Origin of the sequence: Edaphosphingomonas fennica, assembly GCF_003034225.1 — a bacterium.
GTDB lineage: Bacteria > Pseudomonadota > Alphaproteobacteria > Sphingomonadales > Sphingomonadaceae > Sphingomonas_E > Sphingomonas_E fennica.
Genome location: NZ_PHHF01000081.1, coordinates 1 through 17450, shown reverse-complemented (window position 1 = coordinate 17450; position 17450 = coordinate 1). Strand labels below are relative to the sequence as shown.

21 protein-coding genes and 1 pseudogene are annotated in these 17450 nt (G+C 67.2%); 15 read left to right on the top strand and 7 right to left on the bottom strand.

The features are described from left to right. The first annotated feature begins 32 nt into the window (after window positions 1–32). The 5 genes from CV103_RS20385 to xth all read left to right on the top strand — a co-directional run bounded on the left by CV103_RS20385 (window position 33) and on the right by xth (window position 3796). On the top strand, window positions 33–497 hold the full coding sequence (locus tag CV103_RS20385) for a peroxiredoxin (RefSeq protein WP_070934526.1): 465 nt from the start codon (window positions 33–35) through the stop codon (window positions 495–497). Next, window positions 494–1354: a ferritin-like domain-containing protein gene (locus CV103_RS20380; RefSeq protein WP_107396011.1), complete on the top strand. Its 861-nt coding sequence runs from the start codon at window positions 494–496 to the stop codon at window positions 1352–1354. The genes CV103_RS20385 and CV103_RS20380 overlap by 4 nt, the downstream gene beginning before the upstream one ends. A gap of 71 nt (window positions 1355–1425) precedes the next feature. Then, window positions 1426–2568 carry a M23 family metallopeptidase gene (locus CV103_RS20375; protein WP_015457980.1) on the top strand — a complete coding sequence of 381 codons (1143 nt, stop codon included), beginning with the start codon at window positions 1426–1428 and terminating at the stop codon, window positions 2566–2568. A gap of 75 nt (window positions 2569–2643) precedes the next feature. Beyond that, window positions 2644–2979: an iron-sulfur cluster insertion protein ErpA gene (gene erpA / locus CV103_RS20370; RefSeq protein WP_015457979.1), complete on the top strand. Its 336-nt coding sequence runs from the start codon at window positions 2644–2646 to the stop codon at window positions 2977–2979. 40 nt (window positions 2980–3019) lie between these two features. Beyond that, window positions 3020–3796: an exodeoxyribonuclease III gene (gene xth / locus CV103_RS20365; protein ID WP_015457978.1), complete on the top strand. Its 777-nt coding sequence runs from the start codon at window positions 3020–3022 to the stop codon at window positions 3794–3796. A 9-nt stretch (window positions 3797–3805) separates the two neighbouring features. Here xth and CV103_RS20360 read toward each other — a convergent pair whose 3' ends face one another. Genes CV103_RS20360 through CV103_RS20350 form a run of 3 tightly spaced genes read right to left on the bottom strand, consistent with a single transcriptional unit; the run spans window position 3806 to window position 6365 of the window. Then, window positions 3806–4408: a peptidylprolyl isomerase gene (locus CV103_RS20360; RefSeq protein WP_107396010.1), complete on the bottom strand. Its 603-nt coding sequence runs from the start codon at window positions 4406–4408 to the stop codon at window positions 3806–3808. Window positions 4409–4419: 11 nt separating this feature from the next. Beyond that, window positions 4420–5580, bottom strand: coding sequence for an N-acetyltransferase (locus CV103_RS20355; protein WP_211314436.1), 1161 nt, complete (start codon window positions 5578–5580; stop codon window positions 4420–4422). Beyond that, window positions 5577–6365, bottom strand: a complete 789-nt coding sequence (locus CV103_RS20350) for a sterol desaturase family protein (RefSeq protein ID WP_015457975.1) — start codon at window positions 6363–6365, stop codon at window positions 5577–5579. The genes CV103_RS20355 and CV103_RS20350 overlap by 4 nt, the downstream gene beginning before the upstream one ends. A gap of 162 nt (window positions 6366–6527) precedes the next feature. On the opposite strand from CV103_RS20350, the gene CV103_RS20345 reads away from it, so the two are divergent. Next, window positions 6528–7652, top strand: a complete 1125-nt coding sequence (locus tag CV103_RS20345) for a glycosyltransferase family 2 protein (RefSeq protein WP_107396009.1) — start codon at window positions 6528–6530, stop codon at window positions 7650–7652. 38 nt (window positions 7653–7690) lie between these two features. On the opposite strand, the gene lptG is transcribed toward CV103_RS20345, so the two are convergent. Both lptG and lptF read right to left on the bottom strand, forming a co-directional pair. Then, window positions 7691–8794, bottom strand: a complete 1104-nt coding sequence (gene lptG / locus CV103_RS20340; RefSeq protein ID WP_070934521.1) for an LPS export ABC transporter permease LptG — start codon at window positions 8792–8794, stop codon at window positions 7691–7693. Beyond that, a complete protein-coding gene (gene lptF, locus CV103_RS20335; RefSeq protein WP_015457972.1) occupies window positions 8791–9999 on the bottom strand; it encodes an LPS export ABC transporter permease LptF in 1209 nt (402 codons plus the stop codon). Before lptF ends, lptG begins: the two co-directional genes overlap by 4 nt. A gap of 123 nt (window positions 10000–10122) precedes the next feature. Between lptF and CV103_RS20330 the strand changes: the two genes are divergently transcribed. From CV103_RS20330 to hslU, 9 genes are all read left to right on the top strand, one after another. Continuing rightward, complete coding sequence (locus tag CV103_RS20330; RefSeq protein WP_015457971.1) at window positions 10123–10653, top strand: DUF2141 domain-containing protein; 531 nt, start codon at window positions 10123–10125, stop codon at window positions 10651–10653. A gap of 2 nt (window positions 10654–10655) precedes the next feature. Next, window positions 10656–11621, top strand: a complete 966-nt coding sequence (locus CV103_RS20325; protein ID WP_015457970.1) for a diacylglycerol/lipid kinase family protein — start codon at window positions 10656–10658, stop codon at window positions 11619–11621. Window positions 11622–11644: 23 nt separating this feature from the next. Next, window positions 11645–12547 carry a hypothetical protein gene (locus tag CV103_RS20320; protein WP_107396008.1) on the top strand — a complete coding sequence of 301 codons (903 nt, stop codon included), beginning with the start codon at window positions 11645–11647 and terminating at the stop codon, window positions 12545–12547. Between the two features lie 57 nt (window positions 12548–12604). Next, complete coding sequence (locus CV103_RS20315; protein WP_070934519.1) at window positions 12605–13012, top strand: holin family protein; 408 nt, start codon at window positions 12605–12607, stop codon at window positions 13010–13012. Between the two features lie 111 nt (window positions 13013–13123). Next, window positions 13124–13459 (top strand): DMT family protein, encoded by a 336-nt coding sequence (locus CV103_RS20310; RefSeq protein WP_015457967.1) that lies wholly within the window; start codon window positions 13124–13126, stop codon window positions 13457–13459. A gap of 9 nt (window positions 13460–13468) precedes the next feature. Next, entirely contained in the window at window positions 13469–13600 is a 132-nt protein-coding gene (locus tag CV103_RS23125; RefSeq protein ID WP_281258517.1) for a hypothetical protein, read from the top strand. Then, entirely contained in the window at window positions 13597–14151 is a 555-nt protein-coding gene (gene hslV, locus CV103_RS20305) for an ATP-dependent protease subunit HslV (protein ID WP_107396007.1), read from the top strand. Before CV103_RS23125 ends, hslV begins: the two co-directional genes overlap by 4 nt. Beyond that, window positions 14126–15283: an FAD-dependent oxidoreductase gene (locus CV103_RS20300; RefSeq protein WP_245896986.1), complete on the top strand. Its 1158-nt coding sequence runs from the start codon at window positions 14126–14128 to the stop codon at window positions 15281–15283. The genes hslV and CV103_RS20300 overlap by 26 nt, the downstream gene beginning before the upstream one ends. A gap of 69 nt (window positions 15284–15352) precedes the next feature. Beyond that, complete coding sequence (gene hslU / locus CV103_RS20295; protein WP_070934516.1) at window positions 15353–16651, top strand: ATP-dependent protease ATPase subunit HslU; 1299 nt, start codon at window positions 15353–15355, stop codon at window positions 16649–16651. A gap of 34 nt (window positions 16652–16685) precedes the next feature. Here hslU and CV103_RS20290 read toward each other — a convergent pair. Next, window positions 16686–16850, bottom strand: a pseudogene (locus CV103_RS20290) (JAB domain-containing protein); the annotation flags it as partial. Window positions 16851–16953: 103 nt separating this feature from the next. Continuing rightward, entirely contained in the window at window positions 16954–17184 is a 231-nt protein-coding gene (locus CV103_RS20285) for a helix-turn-helix transcriptional regulator (protein WP_107396042.1), read from the bottom strand. Window positions 17185–17450: the final 266 nt, after the last annotated feature.

Below are 17450 nucleotides of genomic sequence, written 5' to 3'. Positions count from 1 at the left end.
GCGCGCGGCGTTCAATCGAAAGGAACGGGATTATGCTGGATCAGGGCGACAAGGCGCCGGACGTGACCTTGCAGATGGCGGATGGCAGCACCCGCACGCTCGCCGATTTCCAGGGGCGGCCGCTGGTGCTCTATTTCTACCCCAAGGATGATACCAGCGGCTGCACCGCGGAGGCCCAGTCCTTCACCGATCTGGCGGCGGAATTCGCCGCGGCCGGCGCGGCCGTGGTCGGCGTTTCCAAGGATTCGGCCGCCAGGCACCAGAAGTTCATCGCCAAATATGATCTCAAGGTCGATCTGGCGACCGACGCGGACGACAGCGTCTGCGCGGCGTTCGGCACCTGGGTGGAAAAATCCATGTATGGCCGCAAATATATGGGGATCGAGCGCGCGACCTTCCTGATCGGCGCCGACGGCCGGATCGTCCGCGTCTGGCGCAAGGTGAAGGTGCCGGGGCATGCGGCGGAGGTGCTGAAGGCGGTTCAGGCGCCGGCATGACCGCGACGGTCGCCGAAGCCGTCCGGCTGGTCCTGTTGACGGCCGATCCGCGCGCCAAGGTGAAGGCGGCCCGCGCCGCCGCGCGCGACTGGCGGCTGGGCCGGCTCGCTCACGCCTTCCCGGTCGCCATGCCCGATCGTCCGGCGCGGGGCGACCGGCCGGAACTGCTGCCGCCTTCGCGCATGCCCAAGCGCGGCCGTGCGGGCAGCCTGCGCGCCCGCATCGCCATGCTGCACGCGCTCGCCCATATCGAACATGGCGCGATCGATCTCGCCGCCGACATAATCGGCCGCTTCGGCGCGGCTTTCCCCCGCGCTTTCGTGGATGATTGGATGCGGGTTCTGGCGGAGGAGGCGATGCACTTCGCCATCGTCGCCCGGCGTCTCCATGCGCTCGGCGCGGCCTATGGCGATCTGCCCGCCCATGACGGCCTTTGGGAAGCGGCGGAGGCGACGGCGGGCGATCCGCTGGCCCGGCTCGCGGTGGTGCCGATGGTGCTGGAAGCGCGCGGGCTCGATGTCACGCCGGCGATGATCGATCGCTTCGCTGCCTCTGGCGACGCCGCCTCCGCCCGCGTCCTCCGCCGCATTTTCGATGACGAGATCGGCCATGTGGCCACGGGCGTGCGCTGGTTCGAATCCTGCTGCCGGGCGCAACGATTCGACCCTCCCGCGCAATGGCGGAAGCTGGTCGACACATATTTTCGCGGCGCGTTGAAACCTCCGTTCAACGACTCGGCGCGTGAGTCAGCCGGCTTAACCCGGGATTTCTACGCCGCCCTTGCCGAACGGGATTCGGTTTTCCACAAAGCGCCATCACCATCGCGGGATGAGCGCCCGGCGTTGGAGCACCAGTAACTTTGCTCTCTCAGTAACCAGCTCCTCGGGTCGTACCTCCGGAGAGTTCAAACCCACACCGGGGGATTTGAATGTCGTTTGCCGTGCATCCGCTGAACGCGGGTCTGATAGGAAGGTTCCGGGGGGCGCTGCGCCCGCGCGATCTCTTCCTTCACGACGGATCGAACCTCCGGCGCATCCGGCTCTGCACCCGTCGCCAGCTTGCGATCCTTGCCGCGGCCGTGGCGCTCGTCGGCTGGGCCGCCGTCGCCACCATCCACGCCTTCACCGCCACGCCCGCCGTCCAGGTCGCGGCGATGGAGCGCAAGGTCGCGCGGATGCAGGCCGAATATGCCGCGATGAAGCGCGATGCGATGGCGCAGGCCGCCCGCATCGAACAGCGCCAGGCCTTCCTGTCGGCGCTCGTCGAGGGCACGGCCGATGCGAAGACGCTGGCGTCGATGGTGCCCGGCGATCTCCCCGATGCGCCGCTCAGCCCGCTGACCGCGCCTTATGCCAAGGTCGCGATGCAGCAGGAAACGCTGGCCGATAAGGCCCAGGCGCTCGCCGAGGGCCGCTATCGCAACGCCACGGCGGCGCTCCGCAAGCTCGGCGTCGATGCCCGCCGCTTCCAGCGCAATGCCCAGCTCGGCATGGGCGGCCCCTATGAACCGGTGACCAAGGCGAGCGTCGCCGAAAGCGCCGATCCCCAGTTCCGCCAGCTCTTCCTTTCGTGGAAGAAGATGGACCAGCTGGAGCGGGAGGTGATCTCGGTCCCGTCCGCCCGTCCGCTCGCGGACAAGAATATCTCCTTCACCAGCGGCTTCGGCGTCCGCTCCGATCCCTTCCGCGGCAGCGCCGCGATGCACGCCGGTATCGACCTCGCCGGCCCGATCGGCACGCCGGTCTACGCCACCGCCGATGGCATGGTGAGCCGCGCCCAATGGGCCAGCGGCTACGGCAATCTGGTCGAGCTGAACCATGGCAAGGGTATCCAGACCCGCTATGGCCACCTTTCGAAGATCCTCGTGCAGCCGGGCCAGGCGGTGAAGCGCGGCGATCTGATCGCCAAGATGGGCTCCACCGGCCGTTCCACCGGCAGTCACCTGCATTATGAGGTGCGGCTCGACGGCCGCGCCGTGAACCCGATCCCCTTCCTCCAGTCCACCGATTATCTGCTCGCCGTGCAGACGCGCGCGAACAAGCAGGTCGCGCTGGGTGGCCCGGAAAGCTGAGATCCCGAAAATGGGAGAGGAGGAGGGCCGTCGGCAGGAGTTGCCGGCGGTCCTTTTCGTTCCTATCTGCTTCCCATGAGCGAGAATCCCGCCGTTGACATGACGCCCGCCGCCGCCGCCCGCGTTGCCGCGATCGCCGCGCGTCAGGGCAAGCCCGCCATCCTCCGCCTGGCCGTGGACGGCGGCGGCTGCGCCGGCTTCCAATATCGCTTCGGCCTCGCCGATACGGTTGCGGAGGACGACATGGTGGCGGAACGCGACGGCGCCACCCTGGTGGTCGATCCGATCAGCCTCGATCTGCTGGCCGGCAGCGCGGTCGATTATGTCGAATCGCTGGGCGGCGCGGCTTTCCAGGTCACCAATCCCAACGCGGCCTCGGGCTGCGGCTGCGGCACCAGCTTTTCGATCTGATCCGTTTCCAGCGGCGGCCGGCTCCTCTAAGGTCGCGCGCATGAAGATCGCGACGTTCAACATCAACGGCATCAAGGCGCGTCTGCCGCGCCTCCTCGAATGGCTGGAGGAAACCCGGCCCGATATCGCCTGCCTGCAGGAACTCAAGACGTCGGACGAGACCTTTCCCGAGGCGGATATCCGCGCCGCCGGCTATGGCGCGATCTGGCACGGGCAGAAGGGGTTCAACGGCGTCGCCATCCTCGCGCGCGGCGCCGATCCGGTCGAGCGCCAGCGCGGCCTGCCCGACGATCCCGATCCCTCGCACAGCCGCTATCTGGAGGCGGAGGTGGACGGCGTCGTCGTCGCCTCCATCTACCTGCCCAACGGCAATCCCGTTCCCGGCCCGAAGTTCGATTACAAGCTGGCCTGGATGGAGCAGCTTCGCCGCCACGCGGCCGGGCTGTTCGCCAGCGAGCGCCCGGTGGTGCTGGCCGGCGACTATAATGTCATCCCGACCGACCTGAAGGACGACGTCTTCTCGGCGACGGCGATGGCGAGCGACGCGCTCGCCCAGCCGGAAAGCCGGTCGGCGTTGCGCGCGATCCTGGCGCAGGGCTGGACGGATGCGATCCGTGCCATCCAGCCCACCGGCCAGGTCTATACCTTCTGGGATTATCAGGCCGGCGCCTGGCCGCGTGACGCTGGCTTCCGCATCGATCACCTCCTGCTCAGCCCGGTCGCCGCCGATCGGCTGGCCGATGCCGGCGTGGACAAGGAATATCGCGGGCGGGAGAAAGCCAGCGATCACGCGCCCACCTGGGTGGTGCTGCGTTGAGGCGGCGGCTTATCGCACCCGGCGGGCGGTGATGATCCTGGGCGGATCGATGATCGACTGGCCCTTGGTGGTTTCGGTATAGCCGCCCGGATAGGTCGGCTTGGCCAATATCTTGCGGACCACGTTCATCCCGCTCACCACATGGCCGAAGGCGGCATAGCCGACATAGCCGGGCTTGGCGTCCAGCGTGGGCGCGGGGCCGATGGTGATGAAGAATTCGCCCATGGCGGTGCCCGGCGCGTTGCGCGCCATCGAAAGCGTGCCATCGACATGGCGGAGCCCGGTCTGGGATGTCGGCTCGTGCGCGATGGGGATGAAGGCGCGGGTTATCCGCCGGTTGATGCCTCCCTGGATCAGGCCGTTGCCCGATCCGTTCTTCGCCCGCGCCGCGCGGTAGAAGCTGGTGTCGTCGAACCGCTTCGAATCGACATAGCGGAGGAAGTTGGCGGCGGTGATCGGCGCCTTCTTCGTCTCCACCGCCACCGTGATCGGCCCCTCGCTCGTCTCCAGCCGCACCAGCACCTGGCCGGGCGCCGGGGCCGCCGCCGGGCTGGTTGCGGCGACGGCGAGCGAGAACAGGCAGGCGAGGCGGCGTGCGAACCGGAAGGGCATTGTTCGGTTCGCTACAGCGCCTTCTCGTAGATGCGGTAGATCTTGTTCACCCGGCTCTCGATCGTCTCGGCGATCGATTTCATCCCCTGATTGTCCTCGAGGATCCAGCCGATCTCGCCGCGCGTCGCGCCATAATGGGCCACGGCATCGCGGCGGATATATTCGATCATCATGAAGGCGAGCTGGCTCGCCAGCCGCGTCGCCTGCAGCCGCTTCACCACGCCCATCAGCGGCACGCGCATGGTGCGCACCTGCGGGCGCCGCAGCCGCCAGAGCAGCTTCGCCCAGCCGAAGGGGAGCAGCCGGCCGTCGAGGTCGCGGGTCAGCTCGTTGAGATCGGGCAGCGTCATCATGAAGGCGACGGGTTCGCCCTCCACCTCGGCCACGCGGATCAGGTCCTCGAACACGATCGGCTTCAGCTTCTTGCCCGCATAAGCGATCTCGGCGTCGGTCAGCGGCACGAAGCCCCAATTGTCCGACCACGCATCGTTCAGGATGCCCAGCAGCAGCGCGGCTTCCTCGTCGAAGCGGGATTTGTCCACCTTGCGGATGTTGATCCGGGCGTTGCGCTCGCCGGATGCGACGATGCGCTGCACCAGCGGCGGAAACTCGCGGGAAATGTCCAGCTCATAGGTGGCAAGATCGCGCGCGCCGGCATAGCCCGCCGCCTCGATCCACGCCTGATAGGCCGGCAGATGGTGGCCCATCATCACCGTCGGGCTATGGTCGTGGCCCTCGACCAGCAGGCCCGGTTCGTCCCAGATCGAAAGGCTGAACGGCCCCATCGCGCGGGTCATGCCCTTGGCGCGCAGCCAATCCTCGGCCGCCGCGATCAGCGCCGCTGCCGCCTCGGCATCCTCCGCCTCGAACATGCCCCAATGGCCCACGCCGGGGCCGCCGCCCTGGATGGCGGGCATCTCCAGCACCAGCCGGTCGATCTGCGCCGAAATCCGGCCGACCACCCGGCCGTTGCGGCGCGCGAGCAGGAAGGCGGCCTCGGCATGGCCGAACCAGGGGTTCTTCTTCGGATTGATGAGGCCGTGCACCTCATCCTTCAGTGGCGGCACCCAATGCGGATCGGTCGCATAAAGCTTCCACGGAAGATCGACGAACGCCCGGCGGTCGGCGGCGCCGGCCACCGGGCTGATGACTATGCCTGGCACCGGGATCAATCGCGCTGGCGCTTGCGGGGATGGCCGGTCGCGACCCCGCCCGAAAGCCGGGCGACGTGCGGATATTCCTCGGCCACCTCGGTGGTGTAGCCCAGGTTGAACACGGTCGGGCTCTTCTTCCGCTCGCCGGCCTTCTCGTAGAAGGTGCCGAACAGGCGATCCCAGAAATAGTTGGTGATGCCGTAATTGCCGTTTTCGTTGTGGAAATGGTGCTGCATGTGCCGTTGCTTGATCGCGGCCACCCACTTGTTGCGCGGCTTGTAGGCAAGGTGCTGGATGCAGTGGAAGAATTCATACACGCAGGTGGTGATCAGGCCGGTGGCGAGCGCCGCTGCGCCGCCGCCGAAGCCGCCGATGGCATAGCCGATCGGCACGGTCGCCACGGCGATCGTCGGCAGGGTGGTGTGGAGGCCGCCGAACAGCACCTCCAGATGGTTCGGGTCCTGATGATGATCATAATGGATGCGCTTCCAGGTCGGCGCCAGCAACCTGGATTTCCACATCCACTTGCTGTGCAGCACCCAGCGGTGCAGGCAATACCAGACGAAGGGATAGACCAGCGTGGCGATCACGATCGCCGCCAGCGTCTGCGCCAGCCCGGCCGGCCGCCAGAACCAGGCGCCGATCGCCGCGACGGCGAGGCCGAGATAGGCGATGATCGCCGGATATTGGAAATAGGCGACGACAAGCTCGCGCAGCGTCATCCTGTCCAGATGGTGCGAACGGTTCCAGAAACCGCCCTGGATCGATTCCGTGCTCTTCACCGCGACCTTGTCCTTAATCAACCTGTCATGAGCGGGTAATGTAAACCCGGATAGGTTTTTTCCATGAAATCGCAATGCGGCACTTTCAGGGCGACAATCGGAAGATTGCGATCTAGATCGCCCGCCGGCGCCGCTCGGCCCCTGGGGGACGGATAGGGCGTGTGCGGCGCCTTGGGGGTGGGAATGCAAGATGATGTCGACGTGCGGCCGGCTGACGGCGGCACGATGGCTGTGCCTGTCGTCGCGGAATCGGCCTCGATCTGGCTCAGCCTGCTGGTGCCTGTCTATAATGTCGAGCCGTATCTGCTTGAATGCATTGGCTCCGTGCTGGACCAGATCGGGGATGGCGGCGTGGAGGTCGTCCTGCTGGACGATGCCTCGACCGATGGCTCCCCGATGCGGTGCGAGCAGCTTCGCGCGATTCGCCCCGATATCGTCCGGCTGCTGGCCCACCCGCTCAACCGGGGGGTGAGCGCGGCCCGCAACCAGCTCCTGGACGAAGCGCGGGGCGATTATGTCTGGTTCCTCGATTCGGACGACATATTGCTTCCCGGCGCGATCGCGGGCCTCGAGGCGATCGTCGCGGCGCACCGGCCGGATATGGTGCTGTGCGATTATCGGGCCGGCAGCGGCGGCGTGGAGGACGGCGCGGCAATGGCGAGCTTCGACGGCGTCGCCGGCCGCCTGGAAACGGACTGCGAGGCGCTGGTCCAGGGCATATTCAGCGCGCGGCGCCTGCATCTCTGGTCCAAGATCTGCCGGCGCGAGCTGTGGGACGGAATCCGCTTCCCGGTCGGTGCCTGCTTCGAGGATGTCGCCACGGTCCCATGGGTCGTGCTGCGCACGCGCAGCCATTATTATGCCGCCGAGCCGTGGGTCTTCTATCGCCGCCGGCCGGGCAGCATCATGGCGCGCATCGCCCGCACGCGCGGCGCCTTCGATACCCGCCGGCACGACGATCTCGCGCTCGCCCTGCGCGGCTTCGGGGAAGCGCTGGAGGCGGCGCTGCCGCATGCCGGCGTGGAAACCCGCCTTGCCGTATCCCGCTTCTGCGCGCGCGAATATGTGAAGATCGGCAAGCGCCTGCTGGGTGCCCGCTGGCGATCCGGCTGGGGATATCTGCGCGGTGAGCTGCGGCGCTACCGCCGGCTGGCCGAGGCGGATTCGCCGATCGGCTTCGACGGCGTCGCCCGCCACTATCTGCGCCGGGGCAAGCCCGTTCGCTGGGCCGCCCTGGCGCTGATGCTGCTGTTGACCCGCAGCTCCGCCTGGGTGCGGCTGTCCCGCCGCCGATCGGTGCCGGGCTGAAGCCCGGCGCCTTGCTCCCCGGCTCCTGTCTCCCGGCCTTATTCCTCGGTGCGGATCAGCACGGTCTCGCCGATCAGCAGGAACAGGATCGGCGGCCCCCAGGCGGCGAGCAGCGGGGGGTAGGCGCCGATATTGCCCATGGCGAGGCCGAAATTGTCGGCGACGAAATAGGTGAAGCCCAGCGCCATGCCGATCACGGCGCGGATGAACAGCCGGCCCGATCGCGCGAGGCCGAAGGCTGCGACGCCCGCCAGCAGCGGCATCAATACCGATGATATCGGCCCGGATATCTTGTGCCACAGCCCGGCTTCCAGCGCCTCGGTCGGCCGCCCGGCGGCCTGCAGGTCGGCGATGGCGGTGCGCAGGTCCAGGAAATTGCGCTCGTCGGCATTGACGTTGGACAGGGTGAAGCGATCGGGCGCCACGCCGCGCGCCACGGTGAGGGAGGGCAGGTCCGATGCGACGCCGCGCGTCACGTCGAACCGGCGAACCTTCTCCAGCAGCCAGCCGCCGCGATCGTAGCGGCCGCTTTCCGCGCTGATGATCGTTTCCAGCGTGCCGCCGATCCGGTCATAGACGGTCACGTTGGCCAGCTTCACGCCCGCGCCCCGGCCGCTCGCCTGGTCGGCGTGGATCAGGTCGTCCCCGGCCCGCACCCATACGTTGCTGACGATGCCCCGGTCCTTCGGGATGGGGCCATATTCGGCGGCCTCCCAGGCGTTCAGCGTGCCGGTGGCCCGCGCGACGATACGCTCGTTGAAGGCGAAGGAGAGGGCGGCGATGCCGATGCTCGCCACGATCAGCGGCGTCAGGATCTGGTGGGCGGAAACGCCCGCCGATTTCATCGCGATGATCTCGCTGTTCTGGTTCAGCGTCACGAAGGTGATCAGCGCGCCCAGCAGCACCGCGAAGGGGAGGAAGCGGGCGATGAGCTGCGGCATGCGCAGCGACACATATTGCCACAGCTCCGCCTGGCCGTTCCCCGGATAAGCGAGGATGTTGCCCGATTCGCCCAGCAGGTCGAGCGTCTGGAGGATCAGCACCAGCGCCGCCAGCACGCCGAAGCTCGTCAGCACGAACTTCTTGCCCATATACCAGGTCAGCGTGGGCGAGGCGAAGAAACGGCCGAGCAGCGCCTTCATGCCGGGGCTCCCATCCGCCGGCCGAAGGGCAGCCAGCGCCTGAGCGCCTTGCCGGCCTTCGCCGCCCAGCGTTCGAGCGCGCCGATCGGCTGCCCGCCGGGCACGTTGGCGATGGTGTGATACATCCAGAAGGTCAGCGCCGCGAAGAGGACGAAGGGCACCCACAGCGATATCAGCGGGTCCACCCGGCCCAGCGCGCCCAGCGCCTCGCCATATTCGTTGATCTTGTGCTGCGTCACCAGCATCACGATCGAAAGGAACACGCCCAGCGAGGAACTGGACCGCTTGGGCGGCACCGCCAGCGCGACCGCCAGCAGCGGCAGCAGGAACATCGTCGCCACCTCGACCAGGCGGAAATGGAAATTGGCGCGCAGCTCGTTGCGGATCTGCGCGGGCGTCTTGGGATTGCGGGCGATCTTCACCAGTTCCGGGATCGTCATTTCGAGGTCGCGGCCGCCGCGCTGGCGGAACGCCTCCATCTTGGGCAGGTCGATCGGCAGGTCGTGGCTCACGAAGCTCAGCACGCGCGGGGTGCGGAAATTGGGCGCGTCGTGGACGAGGGTGCCGTTGGCCAGCCGCAGGATGATCACGTCGGGATCGTCGGTGGCCATGAAGGTGCCGCGCTCCGCCGTGACGGCGACGGACTTGCCGTCCCGCGCCTCGGTCATCACGAAGATGCCGGAAAGGTCGCGCCCGCCCTCGCGGCTTTCCTCCACGCGCAGGGTCATCCGGCTGCCGAGCCGGGTGAATTCGCCCACCTTGATCGATGCGCCCAGCGCACCCGATCGCAGCTCGAACCGCAGTCCTTCATAGGCATAGCGCGAATAAGGCTGGACGAAGCCGACGATGAACAGGTTGAGCGCGGCCAGCGCGATCGCGAACATGTAGGGCACGCGCAGCAGCCGGCCATAGCCGATGCCGAGCGCGCGCAGCACGTCCAGCTCGGAGGAAAGCGCCAGCCTGCGGAAGGCCATCAGGATGCCCAGCATCAGCCCGATCGGAATGCCGAGCGAGAGATATTCGGGCAGCATGTTGGCGAGCATCTTCCACACGACGCTCACCGGCCCGCCCTCGCTTGCCACGAAGTCGAACAATCGCAGCATCTTGTCGAGGACGAGCAGCATGGCCGCCACCACCAGCGTGCCCAGCAGGGGCACGGCGATCAGGCGGGCCAGATAACGGTCGATGAGGCTCGCAATTCTCAAAATATGGTCGCCTCGTCACCATGTTCTGGCCGCAATCGCAGCCGATTGTGAAAAGCGTCGGGGGCATGCGTATCCCGCCGGGCGCGTTGCAGCCCGGCTATAGCTTCCGGGAGAAGAGAGGTCATGCTGAAACTGTCGAGCTTCGCAACCATTCCGGCGCTGGCGCTTGTCGTCTCGGCGACAATGGGCGCGGGCGCGGCACGGGCGGCGGCGCTCGGCCCCGATGCGGCGGCCTGCGCGGCGGGCGCCACGGGGGCGGCCGTCCTCGTCAAGGTCGATGGGTTCAAGTCGCGCACGGGCAATCTTCGCGTTCAGGTTTATGGCGGCAATGAGGCGGAATTCCTCGCCAAGGGCAAGAAGCTGAAGCGCGTCGACCTGCCGGTTTCCGCGTCCGGGCCGATGGAGGTCTGCGTCGCGCTGCCGCAGCCGGGCAATTATGCGGTCGCGGTGCGCCACGATGTCGACGGCAACGGCAAGTCGAGCCGGAACGACGGCGGCGGCTTTTCCCGCAATCCCGGCCTGTCGATCGTCTCGCTCAAGCCGAAATATGAGGATGTGGTGATCAGCGTGGGCGCCCGGCCGCAGCCGGTGCCGGTCGTGCTCAATTATTTCCAGGGGTTGTCGATCAAGCCGATCAAGTCGGCCGCGAGGTAAGAATGGCCGTTGTCGCTCTGCTCTCCAATCCGCGTTCCACGGGCAACCGGGCGATCCTGCCGCGCATCCGCAGCTTCTGCGCGCAGCATAGCGAGATTTTCCATTACGAGGTCGAATCGATCGATCAGATCGGGGCGGCGCTGCGCACCATCGCGCGGGTGAAGCCGCAGGTGCTGGTGATCAACGGCGGCGACGGCACCGTCCAGGCGGCGCTGACCGAGCTGCATCTTGGCGGCCATTTCGGCGCCTCGCCGCCGCCGGTGGCGGTGCTGCCCAACGGCAAGACCAACCTGATCGCGCTCGATCTGGGCGCCAGCGGCGATCCGATCGTGGCGCTGGAACGGGTGCTGGATATCGTGCGCGGCGGCGATCTTTCCGATCATATCGTCCCGCGCGAGCTGATCGCGCTTTCCGACGGCGGCGTCCGCCCGGTGCTGGGCATGTTCCTGGGCGGCGCGGGGCTTGCCGATTCGATCCTGTTCTGCCGCAACAAGATCTATCCGCTCGGCCTGCCCAACGGCTTCAGCCATGTGCTGACGGCCCTGGCCGTGTTCCTGTCGCTGATCTTCGGCATCCGTGCCGCCTTCCTGCCGCCGCGCCCGGCGGAGGTCAGCGTCTCGCTGATCCGGCAGGGGGAAATCCACGGCCGCTTCGCGCTGCTGATCGTCACCACGCTGCACAAGCTGCTGCTCGGCAGCAAGACGGGCGGCCTCGGCACGTCCGGCCTGCAGCTGATGATGGTGGAACAGCGCCCGCTCTCGCTGCTGCGGGCGATGGTCGCGGCCGCCTTCGGCCGGCTCGGCAAGGATCGGCTGGCCGGCGTTCACCTGCAGCGCGGGGATGAGATCCGCATCGAGGGCGAACGTTCCAGCGTGATTCTGGACGGCGAGCTGTTCCAGGCGGAGAAGGGCCGGCCGATCGTGCTGACGCCCACCCCGCCCATGCCCTTCCTGCGCCTCGCGGCCTGACGGGCATCGTCGGGCGAAAGACGGTGGAATCACTGGAAACGCTGGTGGCGGCCGAGCTTGGCCAGCCGGTCGATCCGCGCGCGGCGGCGCTGGCGGCGGCCATCGCCGCGCGCCATGGCGATGCCGCGCGCGCCGTGCTCTTCTACGGTTCCTGCCTGCGCGAGACCCGGCTCGACGGGCTGATGCTCGATTTCTACCTGATCGTCTCCGATTATCGCGCGGCCTATGGCAGGCGGTGGCTGGCGACGGCCAACCGGCTGGTGCCGCCCAACGTCTTCCCGTTCGAGGCGGATGGCCTGGCCGCCAAATATGCGGTGCTGGACGAGGCGGATTTCGCCCGGCTCTGCTCGGTCCATGCGGATAACGTCTCGGTCTGGGCGCGCTTCGCCCAGCCGGCGCGGCTCGTCTGGGCGGCGGACGATGCCGCCCGCGCCCGCGCCGTCGCCGCGGTGGCGCAGGCCGCGCCGACGCTGCTGGCGCTGGCCGCGCCCACGCTGGACCGGGCGCCCGCCGACCCGCTCGATCTCTGGCGGCAGGGCTTCACCCTTACCTATGGCGCGGAGCTTCGCGCCGAACGCGGCAGCCGCCCCGGCTCGATCGTCGATGCCGATCCCGATCGCTACCGCCGCTTCCTCGGGCCGGCGCTCGCCGAGGCCGGGGTGAATGCCGGCGCGGGCACATCGCCCCAGATCCGCGCCATGGCGCTCTCCCGCTGGCGCAAGCTCCAGCGGCGGGGCAAGCGTCTCACCCTCATCCGCCTCGCCAAGGCCAGCCTCACCTTCGCGGGCGGCATCGATTATCTCGCCTGGAAGATCAATCGCCACGCCGGCACCGCCATCACCATCAAGCCCTGGCAGCGCCGTTTCCCGATATTGGGGGCGATGGTGCTGCTGCCCCGGCTGATGCGCAAGGGCGCGGTGCGCTGACGCTGTCCTACAGATAACCATATAGGTTATCATTCGCCTCCCTGAAGGAGGTGTCCCATGTCCCTTATCGAAGGCATATTCGGCCCCGTGGCCAAGCTGATCGACAAGATCATTCCCGATCCCGAGGCGCGGGATCGGGCCAAGCTGGAACTCATCAAGCTGGAAGGCGGCCAGGAACTGGAAGCGGTGAAGGCCCAGCTTTCGGCGATCGTGGCCGAGGCGCAGTCCGCCGATCCATGGACCAGCCGGGCGCGGCCCAGCTTCCTCTACGTGATGTATGCGCTGCTGTTATGGTCGATCCCGATGGGCATCATCTCGGCGGCGCAGCCGGCGCTCGGCTCCGCGATCGCCAAGGCGATGAACGCCTATCTGGCCGGCCTGCCGGAACCGCTCTACGCGCTCTTCGGCACCGGCTATCTCGGCTACACGGTCGCCCGCGAATGGGGCAAGGCCAAGAAGGCCTGAGTCCCGTCCCGAGGCCGGCAGGAAAATCTGGAGCCCGATGCGATTCGATCCTATCGCGTCGGGTTCCCGATCCGCCCCATCGGCGGCGGGGCGACCGGAGCCTGCCCCCGCATGACGACCCTCGGCCTTCTCATCCTCTCCAACCTGTTCATGACGATCGCCTGGTACGGGCATCTGAAATTCCCTGATGCCCGGCTGTGGGTGGTGATCCTCGCCTCGTGGGGCATCGCGCTGATCGAATATTGCCTGGCGGTGCCGGCGAACCGGATAGGTTATGCGAGCGGCCTCAGCGGCGGCCAGCTCAAGATCATGCAGGAATGCGTCACCCTCACCATCTTCGCCTTGTTCGCCATCTTCGTGCTCAAGGAGCCGCTGAGCTGGCGCTATCTCGGCGCGGGCGCCTGCGTCGCCGGGGCGGCCGCCTTCATGTTCGTCGGGCGGAGCTGAAAGGGCGTGATGGCAATCCTCAACTTCCTCAACTTCGTCGGGTTCGCGCGGGACTTCGTCGGGTTCGCGCGGGACGATGCGTTGCCATCCGCCGGCCCCGCGCCCATATCGGCGGCGACCAAGATCATGGGATTGGCATGAGCGAAGACAAGATTGGCTGGCACGGCACGACGATCCTTTCGGTGCGGCGCGGCGGCAAGGTGGTGGTGGCCGGCGACGGCCAGGTCTCCATGGGCAATACGGTGATGAAGCCCAACGCCCGCAAGGTGCGGCGGCTGTACGACGGTTCGGTGATCGGCGGCTTCGCCGGCGCCACCGCCGATGCCTTCACCCTGTTCGAACGGCTGGAACGCAAGCTGGAGCAGCATCACGGCCAGCTGATGCGCGCCGCGGTGGAGCTGGCCAAGGATTGGCGGACGGACAAATATCTCCGCAACCTCGAAGCGATGATGATCGTCGCGGACAAGGATGTGACGCTGATCCTCACCGGCAATGGCGACGTGCTGGAGCCGGTGGGCGGCGTCGCCGCGATCGGATCGGGCGGCAATTTCGCGCTCGCCGCCGCCCGCGCGCTGGTGGATTATGAACCCGATGCCGAGGCGATCTGCCGCAAGGCGATGGGCATCGCGGCGGAGGTGTGCGTCTTCACCAACGATCAGCTCACGGTTGAAACGCTTGATAGCGCAAGCTGATAGCCGGATCGCTCCGGCGCGGCGGCAGGTGCTGGCGGCTGGAACCGCCGGCCTTGCCGCGCTGGCGCTGCCGGGATGCGCCACCCTGCCGGCGGCCCGCCCCCATGGGGCGGCGCAGCGCGGCTGTTTGCCCAGGGTGAATGTCGCCCCCGATCGGGTGATCCGCACCGTGGCCGGGCTGCGGCCCTATAGGCCATCGGGCTTCGTGGTCCGGGCGGAGGCGCTGGGCGCCAAGCGGCTCGTCCATAATTACGGCCATGGCGGCGGCGGCATCACGCTCAGCTGGGGGAGCTCCCGCCTCGCCGTCGATCTGGCCCTGCCGGGCCAGCAGGGCGGGGTGGCGGTGATCGGCGCGGGCGTGATGGGCCTCACCACCGCCCGGCTGGTGCAGGAAGCGGGTTTTCCCGTCACCATCTACACCGCCAAGCTGCCGCCGGAGACGACCTCGAACATTGCCGGCGGCCAGTGGTTTCCCTCCTCCGTCGTGGACGGGGACCGGCTGACGCCAGCCTTCTCCGCCCAGCTCGTCGCGGCCGCGCGCTACGCCTACCGGCGCTATCAGATATTGGCCGGCGAGGAATATGGCGTCCGCTGGATGCGCAACTATTCGATGTCGAACCGGCTGCTTACGCCCGGTCCGATCGATACGCTGCTGATGGACCTGTTCCCGGAGGCGAAGGAGGTCGCGGCCGGCGATCATCCCTTCCCCTATCCCAATGTCCGCCAGTTCGACGGCATGATCGTCGATCCCGGCCGCTTCCTGCGCGCGCTGGAACGGGATATCCGCATCGCCGGCGGCCGCATCGTCATCCGGCCCTTCCACAGCGTCGACGATATCGCGGCGCTGCCCGAGGCCACCGTCATCAACTGCACCGGCCTCGGCAGCCGCGCGCTGTTCGGCGATGCGGAGCTGGAGCCGGTGCGCGGGCAGCTCGCCGTCCTGCTGCCGCAGCCGGAGGTGGATTATGCCCTGTCCGCGCCGGGCGGCCTCTACATGTTTTCCCGCGCCGACGGCGTGATCCTCGGCGGCACGCACGAACATGGCGTGGAGCTTGCCGAGCCGGAACCCGAAACGATCGCCCGTATCGTCGAGGGGCACCGCAAGCTCTTCGCCGGCTTCCGCTGCGGTTGATCCGGGACGACACCGCACCGATATCGCCCGCCAGTCCCCCCAAGTTTCCAATACCAGGCAGAGAATTAGATGAACGACGCCCTCACCCCCAAGGCCATCGTATCCGCGCTGGATGCGCACATCGTCGGCCAGCAGGACGCCAAGCGCGCTGTCGCGGTGGCGTTGCGCAACCGCTGGCGCCGCCAGCGCCTGCCGGAGGGCCTGCGCGAGGAGGTGACGCCCAAGAACATCCTGATGATCGGGCCGACGGGCTGCGGCAAGACGGAGATCAGCCGCCGCCTCGCTCGGCTGGCCGATGCGCCCTTCGTCAAGGTGGAGGCCACCAAGTTCACCGAGGTCGGCTATGTCGGCCGCGATGTCGAGCAGATCGCCCGCGATCTCGTCGAGGAAGCGGTGCGGCTGGAGAAGGAGCGCCGCCGCAACGCCGTGAAGGACAAGGCCGAGGAAGCGGCGCTCGCCCGCCTGCTCGACGCGCTGGTCGGCAAGGATGCCAGCGAGGCGACCCGCACGGCCTTCCGCCAGCGGTTCGAGGACGGCCATCTCGACGACAAGGAGATCGAGATCGATCTCGAGGATTCGGGTTCGCCCTCCTTCGAGATTCCCGGCATGGGCGGCCAGGTCGGCATGATCAACCTGACCGAGATGATGGGCAAGCTCGGCGGCGGCCGCACCCGGCGCCGCAAGCTCCCCGTTCGCGCCGCCTGGGCCAAGCTGGTCGAGGAGGAAGCCGACAAGCGGCTCGATCAGGATGAGGTGAGTCGCATCGCGCTCGCCGATGCCGAGGCGAACGGCATCGTCTTCCTGGATGAGATCGACAAGATCGCGGTCAGCGACGTGCGCGGCGGATCGGTGAGCCGCGAAGGCGTGCAGCGCGATCTGCTGCCGCTGATCGAAGGCACCACCGTCGCCACCAAATATGGGCCGATGAAGACGGATCACATCCTGTTCATCGCCTCGGGCGCCTTCCATGTCGCCAAGCCCAGCGATCTGCTGCCGGAGCTGCAGGGCCGCCTGCCGATCCGGGTGGAGCTGAAGGCGCTGACGGAGGCCGATTTCGTCCGCATCCTTTCCGCCACCCAGGCGAGCCTGACGGAGCAGTATCGCGCGCTGATCGGCACCGAGGGCGTGGAGGTGCAGTTCACCGACGATGGCATCGCCGCCATCGCCCGCATCGCCGCCGAGGTGAATGCCGAGGTCGAGAATATCGGCGCGCGGCGGCTTTCCACCGTCATGGAAAAGCTGCTGGAGGAAGTGAGCTTCGACGCGGAGGACCGCAAGGGCACCACCATCGTCGTCGACGCCGCTTATGTGGAAAAGCAGCTCGCCGCGATCGCGCGCAACACCGATCTCAGCAAGTTCGTGCTGTAACGGGCATGCAAGCGGGCCGGGCGGGCGAGGGGGGCTAGATCAGCCCCATCGCCCGCAGGCTGGCATGGCCTTCGCCGGCGATGATCACATGATCGTGGATGGCGATGCCCAGCGGCTTGGCCGCGGTGGCGAGATCGCGGGTCAGCGCGATGTCCTGCCGGCTTGGCGTCGGATCGCCGGAAGGATGGTTGTGCACCATACGTGCTTTATATCTAAAATTCTGTATTCAAAAGAATATTTCTGACACGCTTGCTCGCAGGTGCCGTGAACTGGGGTCGGCTGATCATGTTCATGCGTGACGCTCACGCCCGATTACTCCCATAATTGCTAGGTCCCTTGGAAGCACGGCACTTCACTTTATTCCGTTCATCCCATGCATCAAGCTCATCGAGCGGGTAGAGGACAGCCTTTCCGATTTTGACGAAGGATGGGCCGAGTCGCATCGCGCGCCAGTTTCGAAGCGTCCCAACTGAAACACCACCGCGATAGCGTTCAGCTACCTCGTCGGGTGTGAGGAATTTGCTATCTGTCATGCGGGCCTCCTTCCGCAGCACGACTACCGCGGCGTCGTCATGTTGATCATTGCGATGCTCAAACGAGGCGCGACCTGATTCATTCGTGATTCCCGGTGCCTCACGCATCCGCTGGGATATACATGCTGCGTAATTTCCCGCGACGAAAGACGTCGACGTCACCGGTCTAAGAAACGGATACCATAGGGTGAGAACGGCGGTGGAAAACTAGACCACGGTAGCGGCGGGATTGTCCGGCTGCGGGCGGCGTAAAAGTCGTCCACTTT